Here is a 20,127-nt window from a genome sequence, read left to right as displayed (position 1 = left end):
GGACCTAGGAACACTCCATGAAAACATCTGATCTGCTGGTTAAGGCGTTAGAAAACGAAGGGGTCGAATATATTTTTGGTATCCCTGGTGAAGAAAACCTCGATTTCCTTGACTCGCTGCAACACTCCTCCATCAAATTAATTATTACCCGACATGAGCAAGGCGCAGGATTTATGGCCGCCAATTACGGGCGGCTAACCGGTAAGCCCGGTGTGTGCCTATCAACCTTGGGGCCAGGTGCGACGAATCTGATTACTCCGGCGGCATATGCCCAGCTTGGGGGTATGCCAATGCTTATCATTACCGGGCAAAAACCCATTAAAGCCAGCAAGCAAGCGCTGTTTCAAATTGTCGACATCGTGAATATGATGCGTCCTATCACCAAGTTCACTAAACAGGTAGTGCATGGCAACACCATTGGTGCCGTGGTTCGAGAAGCTTGTCGCATTGCAGTTCAGGAACGACCCGGGGCCGTGCATATCGAGTTACCTGAAGATATTGCTGCCGAAGAAGTTCATGACAGAATCTATGTAGTGGAAAATATCCGCCGTCCGGATGCCGATAACACCGCGATAAAAGATGCGTTGGCAATGATCCGCAAAGCCAATATGCCGCTGTTATTGATTGGTGCCGGGGCAAATCGTAAACGTGCCAGTAAGGCATTAACCCGTTTTGTTGAAAAAACCGGTATTCCATTCTTTAACACCCAGCTCGGTAAAGGTGTAATCGATGAACGTCATGACAGCTATTTGGGCACAGCCGCTTTATCTGAGTCCGATTACTTGCACTGCGCGATCGAACGGGCGGATTTGATTATCAATGTTGGGCACGATGTGGTTGAAAAGCCTCCTTTCTTTATGAAAGATGGCGGCGCACCCGTTATACATATCAATTTCCAGCCAGCTGAGGTCGATCCGGTCTACTTTCCTCAGCTGGATGTTATCGGTGATCTGGCTACCTCTATCAATCGTCTATCAGACGCTTTGTCACCTCAATCCAATTGGGACTTTTCCTATTTCTATCGGGTTAAACAGGAAGTTCAGCAACGGCTTGGTTTATACAGTGAAGATGACCGGTTTCCTATTCTGCCACAAAGTGCGGTCACTACTATCCGCGCTGCATTGGGCGAAAAAGATATTCTGGCGCTGGATAATGGGCTCTACAAAATCTGGTTTGCCCGCAATTATCAGTGTTATGAAAATAACACCTTATTGTTAGATAACGCATTGGCCACCATGGGCGCTGGTCTGCCTACAGCCATGTTAGCTAAATTATTGCATCCTGAACGTAAAGTCGTTGCAGTCTGTGGTGATGGCGGCTTTATGATGAACTCGCAGGAAATGGAAACTGCAGTTCGGCTTAAGCTGGATCTGGTCGTCATCATTCTGAATGATAATGCTTACGGAATGATCAAATGGAAACAGCAGGGTATGGGATTTAATGACTTCGGTTTGAGTTTTAACAATCCGGACTTTGTGAAATATGCTGATAGTTATGGCGCAATTGGTCACCGCCCCAGCAGCTATATCGAGTTTGATAAAATGCTGCGTGAAGCCATCAACACTCCTGGCGTACATTTAATTGATGTTGCCATTGACTACTCTCTCAACCACTCCATTCTGAATGAGGGGTTGAAACAAAAAATCTGCATTTTATAAGGAAGCCTTATGTCTACCGCTCCCCACTTCGCTCTGAGCTTACCCGGTGTAAAAGCCAAGCAATGGGCTAAGATTGATGTGACCAACCCGTACAATGATCAACTTATCGCCACGGTAGATTTAGCTGATAGCGATGCCGTGAAAACCGCTTTGCAGACGGCACATTCTTTATTTACGGATCGAAGCAAATGGCTTTCGGTGACTCAACGTTTGACGATTCTGCAAAACTCGCTGGAGTTGATGCAACAACAGGCGGACGAGTTAGCCAAAGGTGCAGCGGAAGAAGGCGGAAAACCTCTACTGGATTCAAAGGTTGAAATGGTACGCTGTATCGACAGTATTCGTCATTGTATGGATACGTTACGCCATCAAACTTCACATCCTGTTCCAATGGGGATAAACCCGGCTTCTCAACACCGTTTGACCATGTTGCATAAAGAGCCGATTGGCGTGGTGGTGGCTATCAGCGCTTTTAATCATCCATTAAATCTGATTGCTCATCAGGTGGGACCTGCAATTGCTTCAGGCTGCCCGGTCATTGTTAAACCTGCAGAAAACACACCGTTATCTTGTTTCCGTTTGGTCGAGATCTTCCACCAGGCGGGGTTGCCAGCTGAATGGTGTCAGGCTTTATTAACAGAAAACCATCAAGTTGCAGAACAACTCGCTACGGATCCCAAAGTGGCATTTGTCAGTTTTATAGGCAGCGCCAAAGTTGGCTGGTATTTGCGCTCCAAGCTGGCGGCAGGCACTCGATGTGCATTGGAACACGGTGGTGTGGCACCCGTCATTGTTGATGAAAAAGCCGATGTTGAGGCCGCAATACCCGGACTGGCAAAAGGCAGCTTCTATCATGCCGGTCAGGTATGTGTCTCAGTACAACGTATTTTTGCTCACCACTCTATTGCGCGTGAATTAGCAGAAAAGTTAGCCGCCGCAGGTAACAAGATGCAGATTGGCGACCCCTTATCAGATCAAACCGAAATTGGGCCTTTAATTCGTAAAAATGAAGTAACACGGGTGAATGAGTGGGTACAGGAAGCCGTAAACCAGGGTGCAGAATTATTATCCGGCGGGACAGCATTGGAAAACAATTGTTATTCCGCCACTGTGTTGTTCGATCCACCGGCGGATGCCAAAGTCTCCAAAAGCGAAATTTTTGGCCCTGTTGTCTGCATTTATCCCTATCAGGATATTGATAAGGCTATTGCCCAGGCCAACAGCCTTGATTTTGCTTTCCAGGCATCGGTTTACAGTCAGAATATAGATAATGCCATGTATGTGGCAGAGCGATTGGATGCTTCAGCAGTCATGATTAATGAACATACCGCTTTCAGGGTTGACTGGATGCCATTTGCCGGATTGAAACATTCAGGGCATGGAACGGGTGGTATTGCCTATAGTATGGACGATATGCAGATAGACAAGATGATTGTACTCACCTCTAAAAGTATTCCTTAAATGAATCGTCATATTGCAGACAAAAAGAGACCGCCCGTGGGCGGTCTTAAAATTTGAGAGAGAAAAAAGTACTTGTTACTGCGTCATTGCCCGTAACATCCAGGCGGTTTTTTCATGGATCCGCATACGGTCTGATACCAACGCCAATGAAGATTCGTCATCTGCAGCTTCTGCCAGTTTCAATACTTCACGACAGGTTTTTACCACTAACTCGTGGTTGTGCGTCAGAATCTCGGTCATTTCCATCGCATCAGGCACGCCATCCTTTTCCTTGATCGAACTTAATTCGGCAAAAGCTTTATAAGTACCTGGTGCTGAGACACCGAGGGTTCTGATTCGTTCCGCGATGTCATCAACAGCGGTTGCCAGTTCAACATAATGTTCTTCAAACATTAAATGTAATTCACGGAAACGCGGACCCGTGACATTCCAGTGGAAGTTATGGGTCTGCAAATACAGGGTATAGGTGTCGGCAAGCAGTTTCTTCAGGCCTTCAGCTACCTTTTCTCTGTCTTTTTTATTAATACCAATATCAATCGAACTCATATATTTACCTCCTGATAAAATTCGAAGTCTGCCGTGACATCACGGCGACCATGATCCATATCTGTTCAGTTCACATCATTCAGCGAAATACCAATTGCATCCGCGACACCTTTACCATAAGCCGGATCAGCTTTCAGACAATTACGAATATGACGTTTTTTTACTTCATCGTCTGCTCCGTCAATGGCTCTTGCCGTATTTTCAAACAGTAATTGCTGTTTCTCTGGCGTCATTAAACGGAACAGGTTGCCGGGTTGTGAATAGTAGTCATCATCATCTTCTCGAAAGTTCCAATGATCTGCAGCCCCATTTATGGCCAAAGGCGGTTCACTAAAATCGGGCTGTTCCTGCCATTCGCCGTAGCTATTGGGCTCATAGCCTTTGGTACTTCCATAGTTGCCATCGACACGCATTGCACCATCACGATGATAACTATGGTACGGACAGCGTGGCGTGTTCACCGGTATCTGATGATGGTTCACCCCTAATCTATATCTATGGGCATCACCATAAGAAAACAACCGTCCATGCAACATTTTGTCAGGCGAGAAGCTGATACCTGGCACCACATTAGCGGGAGTAAAGGCTGATTGCTCTACATCTGCATGATAATTTTCGGGATTCCGATTAAGCTCCATCACACCAACATCAATCAGCGGATAGTCTTTATGCGGCCAGACTTTCGTCAGATCAAATGGATGAATGTGATAAGTCTCGGCGTCTTTTTCCGGCATTATCTGAACTTTCAATTCCCAGCGGGGATAGTCACCATGATCTATTGCTTCTAACAAATCTTTCTGATGACTTTCACGATCTTCGCCGACAAGTTTAGCCGCTTCTGCATCGGTCAGGTTTTCAATACCCTGCATGCATTTGAAGTGAAATTTCACCCAAAAGCGCTCGTTATTAGCATTGATAAAACTGTAGGTATGACTGCCAAAACCATGCATATGACGGTAACTTTTCGGTAAACCGCGATCACTCATTACAATCGTGACCTGATGTAATGCTTCCGGTAACAAGGTCCAGAAATCCCAATTATTCTGAGCGCTGCGCATGTTGGTCCGGGGATCACGTTTGACGGCATGATTCAAATCCGGGAATTTTAGTGGATCACGCAGGAAAAACACCGGGGTATTATTCCCCACCATGTCCCAATTACCCTCTTCCGTGTAAAACTTCACAGCAAAGCCACGGATGTCACGCTCGGCATCTGCTGCGCCTCTCTCACCTGCTACGGTGGAAAAGCGTGCAAAAAGCTCAGTCTTCTTACCCACTTCAGAAAAAATTTTGGCACGGGTATATTGCGTTATATCGTGAGTAACCGTGAATGTGCCAAAAGCTCCAGAACCTTTCGCATGCATGCGTCTTTCTGGAATGACTTCTCGATCAAAGTGCGCCATTTTTTCAAGAAACCAGACATCCTGCATCAGTAGCGGTCCACGAGGTCCGGCTGTCATACTGTTCTGGTTATCTACTACCGGTGCACCACCGATTGTTGTGAGTTTTTGTTTATCTGCCATGTTCGCCTCCTTGAGGGCAATAAAAGACCCATCTACATGAGTTTGTCCCTACTATAGGTCACTTTACCGAATCGGCAAAACAAGTAATTCCTATATCAACAATCGGTTATATCGATAAATTATATTATGCGATAAAGAATTAACGTAAAGAACGATATTCCCCCTCGCGCCCATGCTTACTTAACACCAGCTGCCACAACTGGCCTTGTTTAGATCGAAAGAAACCAGCACAACTGTGTAGATAGTATTTCCACATGCGGTAAAACCGTTCGTCATAATGCTTTGATAAATCGGGCCAGGCCTTATCGAAATTTTCCCACCAGGCCATCAGCGTTTTATCGTAATCAGTACCGAAATTATGCCAATCTTCTATGACAAAACGATTATTCAACACCGCAGCCAGCTCTTCGGCTGAGGGCAGTTTGCCATTACGAAATATGTATTTATCAATCCATGGATCAACTTTTAGAGAGGTGGCATAAATGCCGATCGTGTGCAGCAGAAATAATCCTTCCGGTTTGAGTAATTTCAATGCGCTATCAAAATAAATTGGATAGTTTTTGGGCCCGACATGCTCAAACATGCCAATAGATACTATCTTGTCAAACTGTCCTTCGAGATCACGGTAATCCATTAATTCAATCTTGACTGGTAAACCTGCACAACGCTCCTGTGCCAGCGTTTTCTGCTCTTTAGAGATGGTAATACCGTGGACTTCAACCCCGTAGTTTTCAGCTGCATACTGAGCAAAACTGCCCCAGCCACAACCTATTTCCAATACTTTTTCGCCCGGTTTGAGCTTCAGTTTCCGGCAGATCAGGTCCAATTTAGCAATTTGTGCGTGAGCCAAATTATCGGCCGTGGCCCAATACCCACAAGAATAGCTCATGGTGGGATCGAGCATCGCCTGGAAAATATCGTTACCGGTATCGTAATGCTTTTTTCCTACCTCATAAGCGCGTTTACTGGTTTGCCGATTGAACAGGTTTTGTCTGAGGATCTCAAAATACAATCTGAATTTGGCCACACTGCCCAGATGCTTTTCGATATTCACTTTAAGTAAGCGATGAAACAGCTCGTCCAGTTCATGGCATTCCCACATATTATCCATATAGCTCTCACCGAAACCTAATGAACCCTGCATTAGAATGCGACGATACGTTCTGGAATCAAATACCTGAATATCCCATGGTTTATCACCATTAAAACTGACTCCGGCCAGATCCGCTGCTTCCCTTAATATCGTGGGAGGAGCTACCGTTTGTGTTTGACTACGACGCGTTTCACTCAAATTCGGATGAGTCATTTTGGAAGTTGAATCAGACATAGGCGGTATTTCTCCACTATATTTTGGGTGATTATCCTTACCATAACGTAAAATTATTGCTTTGAATCAGCTAATTACTGATTTTTTATTTTTCTCTATTACTCTACCAATTAAGTTGAAAATATTTAAATTATAAAAAAGCGTGATTTAAATCCGTTCAACTTAAAGTCAGCGATGGAAATGCCGATACAAAGCCGATTGCTTCACAAAGCAGTTCGGCCACATCATTATCATAATTAAAGCTATAACAAAGCATGGAATAGAAGGGCAGCAGCATGAAAAAAAATCTTCCAATAACTAATAATGAAGTGCCTTATCCTGATGGTGAAGAAATCATTTCAACTACCAGCCTCAAAGGTATCATCACCAGTTTCAATGATACATTCCAGAAAATCAGCGGCTTTGAAGCTGATGAACTTCTCAATAAAAATCATAATGTCATCCGCCATCCCGATATGCCTCCAGCCGCTTTTGATGATTTATGGAAATCGATGAAATCCAATCACCATTGGATGGGCATCATCAAAAACCGGGTTAAAAATGGTGATCACTATTGGGTCGACGGTTATGTAAGTCCAGTGATTGAAAACGGCGATGTGGTGGGCTATGAATCGGTTAGAACAAAACCGACCAGAGAGCGGGTTGAGCGAGCAGAAAGAGTTTATAAACGCATTAACAATGGTCAGTCAGCTATAGAGGGCAATTGGTTTTCCCGCTTAAATCTGCACTATCGTTTTTTATTTGCACACATCCTCGCCATTGTGATGGCAATGATAGTGTCGAGTGCGATTTTGCAAGTGGCATCAGTTGAGTTAGTCCTGATCGCTACGATAACGATTGTGATCTTTTTCGGGCTTTCAGTCTGGGCTTTTTCTCCGTTAAAAAAGGCAGCAGCTCGAGCACGTGAAGAGATTGATAACCCGTTAATGGCATTAATTTATACTGGCCGCTCAGATGAAATCGGTCAGATTCAGTTAACCGCCGAATTTTTAAAAGGCCGGCTGGGCACAACGCTTGGCCGTATTCGCGACTCTGCTGTCAGTATTGAACAGGAAGCGGACAACAGCGCACAATCAGTTGCGGATATTCAATCAGCCATACAACAGCAAGCCATGAGAATGGGAGAAGTCGCCACGGCAATGACAGAAATGACCGCCAGCATTCAGGAGGTTGCCAATAATGCCGCTTATGCTGCCACCAAAGCCCGTGAAACCGATGAGCTCTCCAAAAATGGCGTTTCCAGTGCTTCAAAAGCTGTTAGCTCGCTAAGTGATCTGGGGACAGCTATCGGCAATATTTCCACCGTGGTGGCGCAACTGGATAAAGACACACGGAACATCGGGCAAATTATCGATGTTATTACCAGTATTGCTGATCAAACCAATCTGTTAGCCCTCAACGCGGCGATCGAAGCGGCTCGCGCTGGTGAACATGGTCGTGGATTTGCTGTCGTTGCAGAAGAGGTTCGCTCACTGGCGAGTAAAACCCAGCTTTCTACCCAGCAAATTCAGGACTTAATTGGTGAACTTAACGGCGCGGTCAAACAGGCTGTTAATGTCATGGAACAAAGCCAGCAAACCAGTGAAACCAGTGAGCTTCACGTCAAAGCTTCCATTACGGCGCTGGAAACCATTGCGCATGAAGTAAGTAATATTAACGAGCTGAACACCCAAATAGCGACGGCTGTTGAGCAGCAAAGCAGTGTCAGTGAAGATATTAATCGAAATATCGTTCAGGTGAACGAAACCGCATCACAGGTATCTCATGGTGCTGAGATAGCGGATAACGCTGCCAATAGTCTGTCAACGCAATCGCATCACATGAGCGATATGATTAAACGTTTTCAGCAAGGGTAGGCAAGTAACTTTTGGGGTAAGTTCAGCTTAAATTAAGCCTGATTCGCTATCATTCGGATTAATCTGGCTGAACCATAGAGACTTTTTTAGGAAAATTATGCAACGTTCATTTTCATCGGTAATTCGATTAATCGGTTTAATAGCGCTCACAGGACTAATCACAAGCCCTGTGATGGCCGATGAAGTCAGCCATTCTGAAGCCCGGACATTACGTGAGTCAGGCAAGATACTACCCCTGGAAACTATTATCGAAACAGCTAAAACTTACCGCAACGGTGAAGTAATTGATACGGAACTAGAGCGTGATAATAGTATGCTGATTTACGAGATTGAGGTATTGGATGAGCAAGGCCGTGTCTGGGAGCTTGAGTTTGATGCCACCCATGGCGACTTGCTTGAATTGGAGCTGGACGATTAACCATGCGTTTACTTCTGGTTGAAGATGATGTGCAAATGGGACCAACGCTGCAGAATGCGCTTTCTCAGGCGGGATATGCCGTGGATCTGTCCGTGGATGGTATTGATGCCGAAGCACTGGGTGATATCGAACCCTATGATTTAATCGTGCTGGATTTGGGATTACCCAAACGCTCTGGCCTGGAAGTTTTGCAAAATTGGCGTAATCGGAATAACCATGTACCTGTGGTGATTCTGACAGCCAGGGGCAGTTGGGAAGAGAAAGTCCAGGGCTTTAAAGCAGGTGCCGATGATTACGTTGCCAAACCTTTTCAAACCGAAGAGTTGTTGGCCCGCATAAGTGCTGTTCTCAAACGCAGCTCTGGAACCAGTGGCGGCCCATTGCAGGTTGCAGGATTACAACTGGATGAAGACGCTCAATCCGTTCAATTAAGTAATGGCACACTGTTTACTTTGACCGGAACAGAATTTCGTCTATTACGTTATTTTATGCTGAACCCAGGTCAGGTGATTTCAAAAAGTCGACTGACAGAGCATGTCTATGAATATGATAGCGACCGCGACAGTAATGTCATCGAAGTCTATGTTAATCGCCTGCGTCAGAAAGTGGGCACAGATCTGATCCAGACCCGCCGTGGTCAAGGGTATATTTTCGGTTCTCCATGATTTCACTTAAACGCCGACTGTCTCTGGGTCTGACGTTTACCTTGAGTCTGTTGATTCTGTTGCAATGGGCTTTGATAACCCTGGTCATTGAACGGGTCACTGAGACGCAATTGCTGGAAAGGCTGGAAAGTGAAAGTGAGGGTTTGCTTGCCAGTATCGAAATCAATCCGGATGGTTCGTTTCAACTCAATTCTTTACGGTTAAGCAGTCTGTATCAACGTCCTTTCTCGGGACATTATTTCGTTGTTTGTACTGAGCAATCCTGCCGACAATCCCGATCATTATGGGATGAATCTTTAGATATTGAGCCGATGCCGAGTGGTCAAATGCTTCAATCTTCTCTGAATGGACCCAATGACGAGCGTTTATTTGCCTTGAGTCGTGGCTACTACAAGCAGAATCACAGCCTTACCATTATGGTCGCACAGAATATCAGCGAACTGCATGAAGATATCTTTCAGTTTCAAATGCTTTACTCATTAGTCTCTGCCATTGGCCTCGCTGTATTGCTGTTTATACAATGGATAATTGTGGGCAAAGCATTACAACCGTTACAACGAATTCAAAACCAGCTCTCGCGTTTACGTAAAGGTGAAACAGCTAAAATTGATGCTGAAGGACCGGCAGAAATCCAACCGATGATTGAAGAGCTGAATCGCTTATTGAATACCATGACCCGAAAAACCCAGCGTTCCCGTGCTGCACTCGGTAATTTGGCTCATGCCCTGAAAACCCGTTTAACACTACTTAACCAGACTGCTGAACGCGAGGGATTGAAAAATCTGCCGGAGATTCAGGTTTCATTAAATCAGGTGAGTCGCGACATGGGCCAGATTATCGAGAGAGAACTCAAACGTGCTCGATTATTAGGCTCACCCATGCCGGGGCAAAAGGTTGAACTGGAACATGAGATTGCTGAATTAAGTCGGACACTCCAACTACTTTATCGTGAAAAATCCCCGATTATTGATTGGGAAATTGAACCCGGTTTATTATTTTTTGGCGATCGTGAAGACTTGCTGGAGATGTTGGGTAATCTGCTGGAAAATGCCTGCAAATGGTGCCGAAAACGCGTCAATATTAACGTTTATCAAAACCGCAGCTGTTGTTGTTTTGTCGTTGAGGATGATGGGAAAGGCTGTGTGGAAAGTGAACAGTCGCAATTGGTGCAACGCGGGTTCAGAGCGGATGAGTCCGTACCCGGTAGCGGGCTTGGGCTGGCCATTGTGGCTGACATCGTAGAAAGTTATAGCGGTGAAATGCTCTTTAGTCGCTCGGCAATGGGTGGTTTGGAAGTGGAAATCCGTTTGCCACTAATAGTTTAAGGAACCCGCCCTAGCGGGCTCCTTATAAATATTACTTAAAACCAGTCCCAGTCTCGACTGACTTTACGCACCTCTCCGGTCTCAGCATTGATATAGATATCCCACTCTTTACCATCTTTGCCAAGCACTTCAATTTCATAATCCCAGCCACCCACAAATGAGCGATTATCCAAATCGATATCATCAATTATGCCTGGCTTGGCTTCTAATGCGAGTGACTTTGCTTCTTCAACACTTATCAATTCAAGCTGCTCGCTTTTTGCATTCATTTCATTAATATCATCAGCGAATGCTGCAAAGCTTAAAACAGAACCAACCAATGTAAATATTAATAACTTTTTCATATCAAGCCTCTTTTTATTTATGATGACCAAGGATACAAACTTAAAATTAAATAAAGCTGAATTATTGAATCTATTTTTATTTATGAGGCAAAAAAAACGGCCCGTCAAAGACGGGCCGCTGCTTTTTACGCCAAGATAGAGTTAACTATCAATCACGTTGAACTTTACGAAGCTCACCGGTTTTGGCATGAACATCAATATCCCATTCAGTACCATCTTCCTGGACGACTTCAATTTCATATTCCCAACCGCCACCGTTATCAATACTATCTAATTCGATGTCAGTTACAACGCCTGATTTTTCTTGCAAAGCAATTTTTTTAGCTTCTTCACTGCTAATCAAACCAAACTGTTCTGCTTTTTTTTGCATAGTAACAGCATCATCATCTGCCATGACGGCTGCTGTTGAAAAAGTCAACGCTGAAGCCAATAAAGTTGCTAATGTCATTTTATTTAAATTTTTCATTTTTGGTACTCCTTTCCGATTAAGGTGAGTCCACTTTACAAAATCAAACTTAAATCAAACTGAATAAAATTAATTTTTTATTTTAGGCATTATTTTGCGTTTTTCTGCATGTTCTAAAGCAAACTCATATAAATCGACTAAGTCTGTCTCTGAAACATCTATGACAGCCTCCATCTGATTGAGTGCCCATTGAAAATCCTCTTCGACTAACAGTGTTCTATTGTTCGACTGACTTACAAATTGTTCGTGATGTTTATGGTGATTGTCCCGATGCGGATAATGTCGCCCCGGCAACAGATTGTTAATCACCAATGAGAGGATAAGCAGACTTCCTGCATTGATTGTCACAACGGCATAAACAAAATGCCACGCAATTAAACTGTGTTCAGGCAACCCGATTACGGCAATCATTGCAGTTGCAGCGGCAGGGGGATGTAATGCATGCAAAATATGCATTAACAATACCGCTAACCCGACAGCGACCGCGGTGGCTAATATCGGGTCGGCTATCCAGTAGTCGCTGGTCACACCCATCACCGCGGCAATCAAATGTCCTGCTATCAAAGGCCATGGCTGAGCCATCGGACTATGCGGCACCACAAACAGTAAAAAAGTTGAAGCGCCCATAGAGGCCAGAACTAATAACGCCATTTCTGTCGTAATTTGCAACTGACTGATGAACGTCATCAGTAGCCAAACGGCCATAAATGACCCCAAGCTGGCGTTAAGATGCTCTTTCAATTTAGGATGATATTCAAGTATTTGCGGCTGTTTTTTTTGCAGCCAGTCGGTAAGCTTCATTGCTAATTCAGAGTATTAATTTAATGGAAAAACCCGCGAATCTGCTTCATTGCAAAAGGCGGATGCTAATAACTGTGTTTCGTGTCAACCGAGCGATTGCATCGGACCAAAGAATTCTGCATAAATAGCCGAAGCCTCAACTCCTCGCCGCTGAAGTAATGCCTTGGTGGCCTGCATCATGGCTGGTGGTCCACACAGGTAATAATCTGCCCGGGGATCAGGTAATAATTGCTTCAGCAAAGCTTCATCCAGATAACCCTCGCTATGCTCAAAGGGAGCTGGTGTTGATGCTGTAGCGGGTTGACTGAGGCAAATATGCCAATCAAAATTACTGTAGGTCTTTGCCAACACGGATAGCTCTTGATAAAACGCTAATTCTTCATGGTTTCTGGCGAGCTGAATAAGTATAAAAGACGATTGCCGATCCTGAGTTAACCCGCTATGTAACATAGCTAAAAGCGGCGTTATACCCACTCCTCCAGCAATAAAAACTATGGGTTGCTGTAAATTTGAGGGCTTTAAGCTGAATTCTCCGCAGGGTGGCCCTACCAGCACCTGATCCCCCACATTAAAACGATTATGCAGATGGTTTGAAACACTGCCAAATGACGATTTGCCTGATTGGTCGGTCTCTCTCTTCACACTAATACGAAAGTAATCTTCTCGCGGGGCAGCAGACAAACTATAATTTCGCATTACTTGGCTACCGTCGGCCAAGGTCACTTTTAACGTGACGTATTGCCCCGGCAAAAAGTGTGGTAGCGGTTTATTATCAATAGGTTGCAAATAAAAAGAAGTGATACAGCTGCTTTCAGCCTGCCGTCGGTTCAGTCGGAAAGCTTTAAATCCATGCCAACCTTGTTGAAGTTGTTGTTGGTATAAAGCGTCTTCTCGATCAATAAAGATACCTGCCAGAATGGCATAGGCTTCGGCCCATGCATCAATAACCTCCGTTGTCGCCGCCTCTCCTAATACTTCACGAAGTGTCAGTAATAAATTACTCCCAACAATGGGGTAATGCTCTGGCTTGATTCCCAAGGAAACATGCTTGTGAGCTATAAGCTCTATTGCCTGACGCAATCTTTCAGGATTATCAGCATGTTGTGCGTAGGTGCAGATTGCAGTCGCCAGGGCGCGTTGCTGTACTCCCGCATGTAAATGGGCAGGATTAAAAAAGGATATTACTTCCGGATTATGCCGGAACATATTTTTGTAAAAGCAGTCAGCAAGGTGTTCGCCATGCTGCTCCAAAACCGGTACCGTTTGACGGATAATATCAAAAGTTTCAGGCTTCATTGCCGAACTCCTATTGTCTAAACAGGCATTTTACATGCCTGTTTAAAAACGCATAGTATTGGTCCATCTTTCAGGAGTCAATGAATAATGCAACTCACCACGCATACTGATTATGCGCTTAGATTATTGGTGTACTTAGCGATACATCATGGAAAGCAGGCTGCTACCATTCAAGATGCTGCTTCACGTTTTGGAATATCATCCAATCATCTTGCAAAAGTCGCACAAACTCTTGTTCAGCATGGTTATATTGTCAGCCATCGCGGACGGGGCGGCGGCTTAAAACTAGCCTTACCTGTCGCAGATATTGGTATCGGAAAGCTGGTTCGTAAAACTGAAAACCTGCAATTATTACCTTGCTTTAGTGATGAAATTGCTTGCCCGATTCAACCCGCATGCATTTTAAGAAACGCTCTGCACAAGGCTCAGGCCGCTTTTTTGAACGTATTGGATGACTACACATTGGCAGACGTGATCTTTAATAAAGATCGTCTACAGGAATTGCTGGAAATACCGGAATCCGCATGAAAGACTGGCAACAATGGCGCATCGAACAAAGGTCTCGTCTAATCGAGCAACGGCTTGAGTTTGCCGCTGAATTACGCCTTTTATATCAGGTTGCGTTATTTGAGAAGCTACAAAAAGTTGTGGATTCCTTACCTACAGGTACTATCGGTTTTTACTGGCCGATTCGCGGGGAAATTGATTGTCGCGATTTTGTTTGCGGGCTTATCAAGCAAGGCTGGCAAGCTGCCTTACCTAAAATTATCGATTCACAACACGCTTTGCAATTTCGTCATTGGAAGCCGGAATCCATCATGCAGGCTGAGGTATGGGATATCCCTGTTCCCCAAAATACCGCGATCATCCAACCTGATGTATTAATTATTCCCTTAGTTGGCTTTGATAAAAACTTACATCGTTTGGGCAATGGTGGTGGTTTTTATGATCGTAGCTTGAGCGGATCAAATAAACCGCTCAGCATTGGCATTGGTTTTCAATGGATGTTATTGGACACAATCAACCCCCGGCCCCACGATATCGCGATGGACAGAATTGTGACCGAACAAACTATTTATCAGTAAACCTTTTTCAGGTCCTGTAGTACTGCATTGACTCCTCAGAAAAAAAACATCATTAAATCATGTGACCTATAACGCGTTTACAGTATATTCGTATGCAATTGCCGTTTTGTCATTCCGAAAGATGTGACTGGAGTCATCTATAAAAATTATGAATCAGACGATAAGCCGTTTAATAAACAGTTCGTTATTTAACATACTGCTCTTTTTATTAATGCTTCTTGTGCTGTTGGCTGACAGTTTAACCAGTCCTGGGTTTGCACACGGTATCTTATATGCTCCCATTCTCATGCTTGCCAGTGTCGGTACTAATCTTCGTCGTCTCACCATTACATTCGTAATTAGTTTGCTATTTATCTGGTGCGGCTTATTGATAATGCAAGGTGGGCTGGAAGCAATATTGCAACCCCAGGTTCTCTCTAATCGAATATTAGCAACCCTCGCCTTGATGACCATTTATTTGCTCAGCAGCTTTACCATTCGTTCTCAGCAACAACAGACAAGACACCAAAAACAACTCAAACTGGCCGCCGGCATTGCCAAGCTGGGATATTGGCAACTGGATAAATCAGGCGTGATTTTGTTGAGTCCTGAAGTGGCCCGACTGCTCCATCTGAGCCGTCACGATAAAATTTCACAAACACAGTTTGTTGCCATGTTTATTGAAAAACAGCAACAGGATTTAAATCAGGCATTAAATGACTGCTTGAACCAGCAAAAAGCCATTGATGGTGAGTTCTCCTTACGCCGTGACAATGGCCCATATCGCATCCGAATAATGGCTTACCATGACGAGCAACTACCCAATCAAATTCAAGGCATTATTCAGGATGTGCATGAAAGTAAACAGGTTGAGGCAAATCTGGCTGAAGAACAGCGCCGCTTTCATTATCTGGCTGAGAGCACCTTGCAGTTCATGTGGACAGTAAATGCAGAGGGTGTATGGGATTCCATTTCACACCTCACACATGACTATTTCGGGCAATCAGAAGATTATATTCTGAACAACTGGATTGAGTTTGTTCATCCAGACGACCAGCAAAGTGTAGGAGAACGCTGGTTGCACTCCATAAAAACCGGCTCACCCTACTCGGACGAGTATCGCCTGCGCCGTTTTGATGGTGAATATAAATGGTTTCTGGCTCAGGCGACGGCCATTCGGGATGAAAATGAGCAAATAACCAAATGGTATGGGTCCAGTATCAATATTCATCAGACCAAGTTGCTTCAACAACAAAGTGAAGTGTTATCGTTACAGCTGCAAAATACGTTGGACAGCATCACCGATGCCTTTTTCACATTAACTACAGACTTGCGTTTCAGTTATGTAAATAATCAGGCGATGTCTTTATTTAACATGTCACGGTCGACGTTACTGGATCATAAAGGCATCGAAAATACTGACCTCGATCCTGCTGGCACACTGGCTAAAAATTTGTCATCTGCCCTGTTCCAGCAACAAGTGATTTCCTTTGAACACTTCTATGAGACCAGACAGCTCTGGCTGGATGTCAGAATTTACCCTTCAACAAATGGAGTGACGGTTTATCTACGAGATATCACCCGGCAACGCCGAGAAAGCGAGGAGCTTAAGCTATTACGCAGCGCCGTTTCCCAGTTGAATGATGTCGTTATCATTACCGAAGCTCCCCGTTATGCGCATGAGAAACCCAATATCGTTTTTGTTAACAGCGCTTTTGAACGCATCACCGGATACAACCGTCAAGAAGTCATTGGAAAAACCCTGCAAATTCTGCATGGACCCAAAACAGAAAAAAACGAACTCCGCAAAATACGAGCAGCATATAGCACATGGCAGCCTATTCGGGCTCAATTGACTCAGTATCATAAAAGTGGCCGGGAGATAGTTCTGGAACTGAATAGCGTCCCTATTGGATTAACGGCTGGCTGGTATACCCATTGGGTTTCGGTCGAACGGGATATTACTGAAGAAAGGCATTTGCAAAAACAATTACAGCTGGCTCAACGTATGGAAGCTATCGGCCAATTAACGGGAGGTATCGCGCACGATTTCAATAACCTGTTAACCGTTATCACAGGAAATACTGATTTATTAATTGATGAATTATCAGATAAACCGGCTTTGCAGTCACTTGCCAGACTGATCAGCAGTGCTGCCGAACGGGGGGCAGGGTTAACCCGCAATCTGCTGGCGTTTGCCAGACGTCAGCCCTTGTCACCTGAAGCCGTTAATATCAACATGCTGATCCGCAATATGGAAGCCTTACTCCGCAGTTCACTAGGTCAAAAATACCAATTGGATATGAATCTGAGCAGTAATATCTGGCCGGTAATGATTGATCCGGTTCAGTTGGAAAGCAGTTTATTAAACCTGACGATCAATGCTCGTGATGCCATGCCCAAAGGCGGAAAATTAATGATAAGCACGGAACGATTTACCCTGCTGGATCAGCAAAATGCAGCACAAAATGATCTGGAGCCAGGTGAATACGTCAAAATCGATGTGATGGATACAGGAGAAGGCATACCTCAGGAATTATTGGACAAAGTTTTTGAACCGTTTTTTACCACCAAATCTACCGGCAAAGGTAACGGCCTGGGGTTAAGTATGGTGTTTGGATTTATTAAACAGTCCGGTGGACATATTCAGGTCCAATCTGAAATAGGACGAGGCACACGATTTCAGCTATTTATTCCGCATACTGATATGGTATCCCCTGCACCAGTGCTTCAAGCTATCGAATTGTCAGCCTCCTTAGAGAATTCACAACAGACGATTCTGGTTGTCGAAGACAATGATCTGGTCAGACAATATGCTCTTTCACAATTGCGTGACGCAGGTTATCAGGTGCTTGCTGCAGCAGATGGACATCAGGCATTAAGCTGGCTTGCTTCTGCACAGCAAATTGATTTACTGTTCACCGATGTGCTGATGCCAGGAGGTATGACTGGCTTTGAACTGGTTCAGCAAGCCAAAGAGCTTCGCAAGGATCTGCCTGTTCTTTACACCTCTGGATACACTGAAAAAGCATTGCCAGAAGACCAGGGACAAAATGGCAATATCGCCATATTGAATAAACCCTATCACCGGGCTGCACTATTAAATCGGATCGCCCAAATGCTGAATTACAAGACTTGAGAGAATGATACATGTCTGAGCATAAACTGCTGATATTGGATGATGATGAACTGACCGGAGAAACCATCCGCAATGTCGCAGAGTATGCCGGTATGTCTGTACAGGTCACCACCAATGCCACAGCGTTTTTTAACTTATTAAAGGAATGGGAGCCTTCACACATTGCGCTGGATCTGATTATGCCGGAGATGGACGGCGTTGAGGTACTTGGTGCATTGGGCGAACAGAATATTACTGCCAAAATCATTATTACCAGTGGCGTAGGTCAACAGGTATTACAAGCTGCAGCACGATCGGCTGCTGCACATGGGTTAAATATCGTGGGAATTTTACCCAAACCCTTTAATCCGAAAGCTTTTCGAGAACTGATCGATTCTCCTTCCCCGAATCTGACAGATTTAATTGATGGACAACACACCACCGGCCGGCCCAATGCATTGACCATTAATGCCAATGATCTCGCCAAAGCGATTAAAAATCGTGAAATTACGCTGGCTTATCAACCCAAAGTGGGCTGTACCAGTGGTACCTTGATGGGATTTGAAGCACTGGCACGCTGGCATCATGCCGATTATGGTTTTATTGCACCGGATATCTTTATCGCTATTGCCGAGCGACATAATCTGATAGATGACCTGACCCTATTGATATTTGAGCAGGCCCTCCCCTGGTTTAGCCAGTTTTGCCAACAACAACATCAAACGCCCACCACTCCGCAAGCCAGTCAGTTAATCTGTTCCATCAATATTTCCGCTTTATCCTTACGCAACCTCTCATTGTTTAACCAGATTGAAGCTTTATGCCATCTACATAATGTAAAACTGCATAGCATTATGCTGGAACTGACAGAAACCGGCGCGATGGATGATCCGGTGGCTTCACTTGATATTTTAACCAGATTGAGAATGAAAGGGTTTCAGCTCTCAATAGATGATTTTGGCACCGGTTTTTCTTCGATGTTGCAACTGGTGCGTATGCCCTTTTCGGAAGTAAAAGTAGATAAATCCTTTGTCATGACAGCTCAACAGTCTCGCGAATCCCGTTTAGTCATCCAGGCGATTATAGAGCTGGCACATAGTCTTGATATGAAAGTTATCGCTGAAGGAATCGAGGATTATCCAACCTTGCAGTTTCTACAACAACTGGGTTGTGATAAGGCTCAGGGTTACTTTATCGGTAGGCCGGTGCCTGCAGACAAGGTCAACGAATGGTTAAAGCAGCGTAAACTCGCCCTGGAACAACAGCGGCTGAAAGCGCTGGACATATTGAAAATCATGGACACCCCAGCCGAGCAACGATTTGATCGGATAACCCGTTTAGCCAAACGTATGTTTGATGTCCCTATTGCTTTGATTACCTTGCTGGATGAAGATAGACAATGGTTCAAATCAAAAATTGGTATGGATGTCAGCGAAACCCCACGGGAACATGCCTTTTGCAGCTACACAATTGAACAAGAAAAATGCCTGGTGGTGAATGATGCTTCTCTCGATTCACGCTTTTCTGATAATCCTTATGTAGTGAACCCGCCTTATATCCGGTTTTATGCCGGTTTCCCATTCCGGGCTTCTACTGGAGAAAAGCTTGGATCACTTTGTCTGATAGATACTAAACCACGCTATATAAGCGAGCGTGAGACCAAATTACTGGGCGAACTGGCCTTGATGGTCGAAGAAGAAATCGCTGCCAATCAATTGTTATGTGAAGATCATTTAACCGGTCTGTTAAATCGAAGAGGCTTTGAATTCAGAGCCAATCACATTCTCAAGTTGTGCCGTGATCAAGACTGTGAAGCGTCATTGATCTATTTTGATTTGGATAACTTTAAATATATTAATGATCTCCATGGACCTCAGGCTGGTGACACCGCGTTATTGCAGTTCGCAAAATTATTAAACCGCACATTCCGTGAGTCTGATTTAATTGGCCGTATCGGTGGTGATGAATTTGTGGTGCTGATGGTTAATCAAAGTGATACAGATCCATCGGCGATTTTAGATCGATTATCGAATACAGTTGACGCTTACAATCAGTCTATTCACAGCGATATTCATCTTTATTACAGCTTTGGTATTACCACAACCAAAGCATTAAGTGATTACGATCTACAGCAACTTTATAACCTTGCCGATGAAGCACTGTATAAAAACAAACAACATGGCCAACAGTTAAATATGACCATCACCGTCAATAGTGAGCTCTGAAAAACAATCGTTTTTTCCGATTAAAACAACCTGA

17 protein-coding genes are annotated in these 20,127 nt (G+C 44.4%); 10 read left to right on the top strand and 7 right to left on the bottom strand.

Features of this window, described 5'->3' with window-relative positions; genetic code table 11:
- Positions 1-17 precede the first annotated feature (17 nt).
- Both LGT40_RS15055 and LGT40_RS15050 read left to right on the top strand, forming a co-directional pair.
- On the top strand, positions 18-1,658 hold the full coding sequence (locus LGT40_RS15055) for an acetolactate synthase large subunit (protein ID WP_226076244.1): 1,641 nt from the start codon (positions 18-20) through the stop codon (positions 1,656-1,658).
- A gap of 9 nt (positions 1,659-1,667) precedes the next feature.
- Positions 1,668-3,119: an aldehyde dehydrogenase family protein gene (locus LGT40_RS15050; RefSeq protein ID WP_226076231.1), complete on the top strand. Its 1,452-nt coding sequence runs from the start codon at positions 1,668-1,670 to the stop codon at positions 3,117-3,119.
- A 75-nt stretch (positions 3,120-3,194) separates the two neighbouring features.
- Here the strand turns inward: LGT40_RS15050 and LGT40_RS15045 are convergent, their stop codons facing one another.
- The 3 genes from LGT40_RS15045 to cfa form a co-directional block, all read right to left on the bottom strand.
- Positions 3,195-3,665: a Dps family protein gene (locus tag LGT40_RS15045; RefSeq protein WP_226076228.1), complete on the bottom strand. Its 471-nt coding sequence runs from the start codon at positions 3,663-3,665 to the stop codon at positions 3,195-3,197.
- Positions 3,666-3,730: 65 nt separating this feature from the next.
- Positions 3,731-5,188 (bottom strand): catalase, encoded by a 1,458-nt coding sequence (locus LGT40_RS15040; RefSeq protein WP_226076225.1) that lies wholly within the window; start codon positions 5,186-5,188, stop codon positions 3,731-3,733.
- Positions 5,189-5,327: 139 nt separating this feature from the next.
- A complete protein-coding gene (cfa, locus tag LGT40_RS15035; RefSeq protein ID WP_226076222.1) occupies positions 5,328-6,515 on the bottom strand; it encodes a cyclopropane fatty acyl phospholipid synthase in 1,188 nt (395 codons plus the stop codon).
- 275 nt (positions 6,516-6,790) lie between these two features.
- Here cfa and LGT40_RS15030 point away from each other — a divergent pair, with 275 nt between their 5' ends.
- The 4 genes from LGT40_RS15030 to LGT40_RS15015 all read left to right on the top strand — a co-directional run bounded on the left by LGT40_RS15030 (position 6,791) and on the right by LGT40_RS15015 (position 10,779).
- A complete protein-coding gene (locus LGT40_RS15030; RefSeq protein WP_226076218.1) occupies positions 6,791-8,371 on the top strand; it encodes a methyl-accepting chemotaxis protein in 1,581 nt (526 codons plus the stop codon).
- 97 nt (positions 8,372-8,468) lie between these two features.
- Complete coding sequence (locus tag LGT40_RS15025) at positions 8,469-8,789, top strand: PepSY domain-containing protein (protein ID WP_226076215.1); 321 nt, start codon at positions 8,469-8,471, stop codon at positions 8,787-8,789.
- A 2-nt stretch (positions 8,790-8,791) separates the two neighbouring features.
- A complete protein-coding gene (locus tag LGT40_RS15020) occupies positions 8,792-9,454 on the top strand; it encodes a response regulator transcription factor (RefSeq protein WP_226076203.1) in 663 nt (220 codons plus the stop codon).
- On the top strand, positions 9,451-10,779 hold the full coding sequence (locus LGT40_RS15015; RefSeq protein ID WP_226076194.1) for an ATP-binding protein: 1,329 nt from the start codon (positions 9,451-9,453) through the stop codon (positions 10,777-10,779). Before LGT40_RS15020 ends, LGT40_RS15015 begins: the two co-directional genes overlap by 4 nt.
- Before the next feature lie 35 nt (positions 10,780-10,814).
- On the opposite strand, the gene LGT40_RS15010 is transcribed toward LGT40_RS15015, so the two are convergent.
- The 4 genes from LGT40_RS15010 to hmpA form a co-directional block, all read right to left on the bottom strand.
- The gene (locus LGT40_RS15010) at positions 10,815-11,123 is read right to left on the bottom strand and encodes a PepSY domain-containing protein (protein WP_226076192.1); all 309 of its coding nucleotides are present in this window, start codon (positions 11,121-11,123) and stop codon (positions 10,815-10,817) included.
- A gap of 148 nt (positions 11,124-11,271) precedes the next feature.
- Entirely contained in the window at positions 11,272-11,589 is a 318-nt protein-coding gene (locus LGT40_RS15005) for a PepSY domain-containing protein (protein WP_226076182.1), read from the bottom strand.
- A gap of 69 nt (positions 11,590-11,658) precedes the next feature.
- Positions 11,659-12,390, bottom strand: a complete 732-nt coding sequence (locus tag LGT40_RS15000) for an HPP family protein (RefSeq protein WP_226076180.1) — start codon at positions 12,388-12,390, stop codon at positions 11,659-11,661.
- 84 nt (positions 12,391-12,474) lie between these two features.
- Positions 12,475-13,686: an NO-inducible flavohemoprotein gene (hmpA, locus tag LGT40_RS14995; RefSeq protein WP_226076177.1), complete on the bottom strand. Its 1,212-nt coding sequence runs from the start codon at positions 13,684-13,686 to the stop codon at positions 12,475-12,477.
- An 87-nt stretch (positions 13,687-13,773) separates the two neighbouring features.
- On the opposite strand from hmpA, the gene LGT40_RS14990 reads away from it, so the two are divergent.
- The 4 genes from LGT40_RS14990 to LGT40_RS14975 all read left to right on the top strand — a co-directional run bounded on the left by LGT40_RS14990 (position 13,774) and on the right by LGT40_RS14975 (position 20,093).
- Positions 13,774-14,214, top strand: a complete 441-nt coding sequence (locus LGT40_RS14990) for an RrF2 family transcriptional regulator (protein ID WP_226076174.1) — start codon at positions 13,774-13,776, stop codon at positions 14,212-14,214.
- Complete coding sequence (locus LGT40_RS14985) at positions 14,211-14,771, top strand: 5-formyltetrahydrofolate cyclo-ligase (RefSeq protein ID WP_226076171.1); 561 nt, start codon at positions 14,211-14,213, stop codon at positions 14,769-14,771. Before LGT40_RS14990 ends, LGT40_RS14985 begins: the two co-directional genes overlap by 4 nt.
- A 226-nt stretch (positions 14,772-14,997) precedes the next feature.
- A complete protein-coding gene (locus tag LGT40_RS14980) occupies positions 14,998-17,889 on the top strand; it encodes a PAS domain S-box protein (RefSeq protein WP_226343218.1) in 2,892 nt (963 codons plus the stop codon).
- Between the two features lie 11 nt (positions 17,890-17,900).
- Positions 17,901-20,093 (top strand): EAL domain-containing protein, encoded by a 2,193-nt coding sequence (locus LGT40_RS14975; RefSeq protein WP_226076165.1) that lies wholly within the window; start codon positions 17,901-17,903, stop codon positions 20,091-20,093.
- Positions 20,094-20,127: the final 34 nt, after the last annotated feature.

Source organism: Methylophaga pinxianii (assembly GCF_020447225.1).
Lineage (GTDB): Bacteria > Pseudomonadota > Gammaproteobacteria > Nitrosococcales > Methylophagaceae > Methylophaga > Methylophaga pinxianii.
Note: the sequence above shows the minus strand (reverse complement) of the source record. Positions and strands in the feature narration are given on the sequence as shown.

Bases quoted from the DNA above. Each gene is read 5' to 3' on its own strand.
- LGT40_RS15025 (WP_226076215.1), top strand. From the start codon at position 8,469: ATGCAACGTTCATTTTCATCGGTAATTCGATTAATCGGTTTAATAGCG.
- LGT40_RS15015 (WP_226076194.1), top strand. From the start codon at position 9,451: ATGATTTCACTTAAACGCCGACTGTCTCTGGGTCTGACGTTTACCTTG.
- hmpA (WP_226076177.1), bottom strand. From the start codon at position 13,686: ATGAAGCCTGAAACTTTTGATATTATCCGTCAAACGGTACCGGTTTTG.
- LGT40_RS14975 (WP_226076165.1), top strand. From the start codon at position 17,901: ATGTCTGAGCATAAACTGCTGATATTGGATGATGATGAACTGACCGGA.
- LGT40_RS15010 (WP_226076192.1), bottom strand. From the start codon at position 11,123: ATGAAAAAGTTATTAATATTTACATTGGTTGGTTCTGTTTTAAGCTTT.
- LGT40_RS14985 (WP_226076171.1), top strand. From the start codon at position 14,211: ATGAAAGACTGGCAACAATGGCGCATCGAACAAAGGTCTCGTCTAATC.
- LGT40_RS15020 (WP_226076203.1), top strand. From the start codon at position 8,792: ATGCGTTTACTTCTGGTTGAAGATGATGTGCAAATGGGACCAACGCTG.
- LGT40_RS14990 (WP_226076174.1), top strand. From the start codon at position 13,774: ATGCAACTCACCACGCATACTGATTATGCGCTTAGATTATTGGTGTAC.
- cfa (WP_226076222.1), bottom strand. From the start codon at position 6,515: ATGTCTGATTCAACTTCCAAAATGACTCATCCGAATTTGAGTGAAACG.
- LGT40_RS15030 (WP_226076218.1), top strand. From the start codon at position 6,791: ATGAAAAAAAATCTTCCAATAACTAATAATGAAGTGCCTTATCCTGAT.
- LGT40_RS15050 (WP_226076231.1), top strand. From the start codon at position 1,668: ATGTCTACCGCTCCCCACTTCGCTCTGAGCTTACCCGGTGTAAAAGCC.
- LGT40_RS15000 (WP_226076180.1), bottom strand. From the start codon at position 12,390: ATGAAGCTTACCGACTGGCTGCAAAAAAAACAGCCGCAAATACTTGAA.
- LGT40_RS15055 (WP_226076244.1), top strand. From the start codon at position 18: ATGAAAACATCTGATCTGCTGGTTAAGGCGTTAGAAAACGAAGGGGTC.
- LGT40_RS15040 (WP_226076225.1), bottom strand. From the start codon at position 5,188: ATGGCAGATAAACAAAAACTCACAACAATCGGTGGTGCACCGGTAGTA.
- LGT40_RS15005 (WP_226076182.1), bottom strand. From the start codon at position 11,589: ATGAAAAATTTAAATAAAATGACATTAGCAACTTTATTGGCTTCAGCG.
- LGT40_RS15045 (WP_226076228.1), bottom strand. From the start codon at position 3,665: ATGAGTTCGATTGATATTGGTATTAATAAAAAAGACAGAGAAAAGGTA.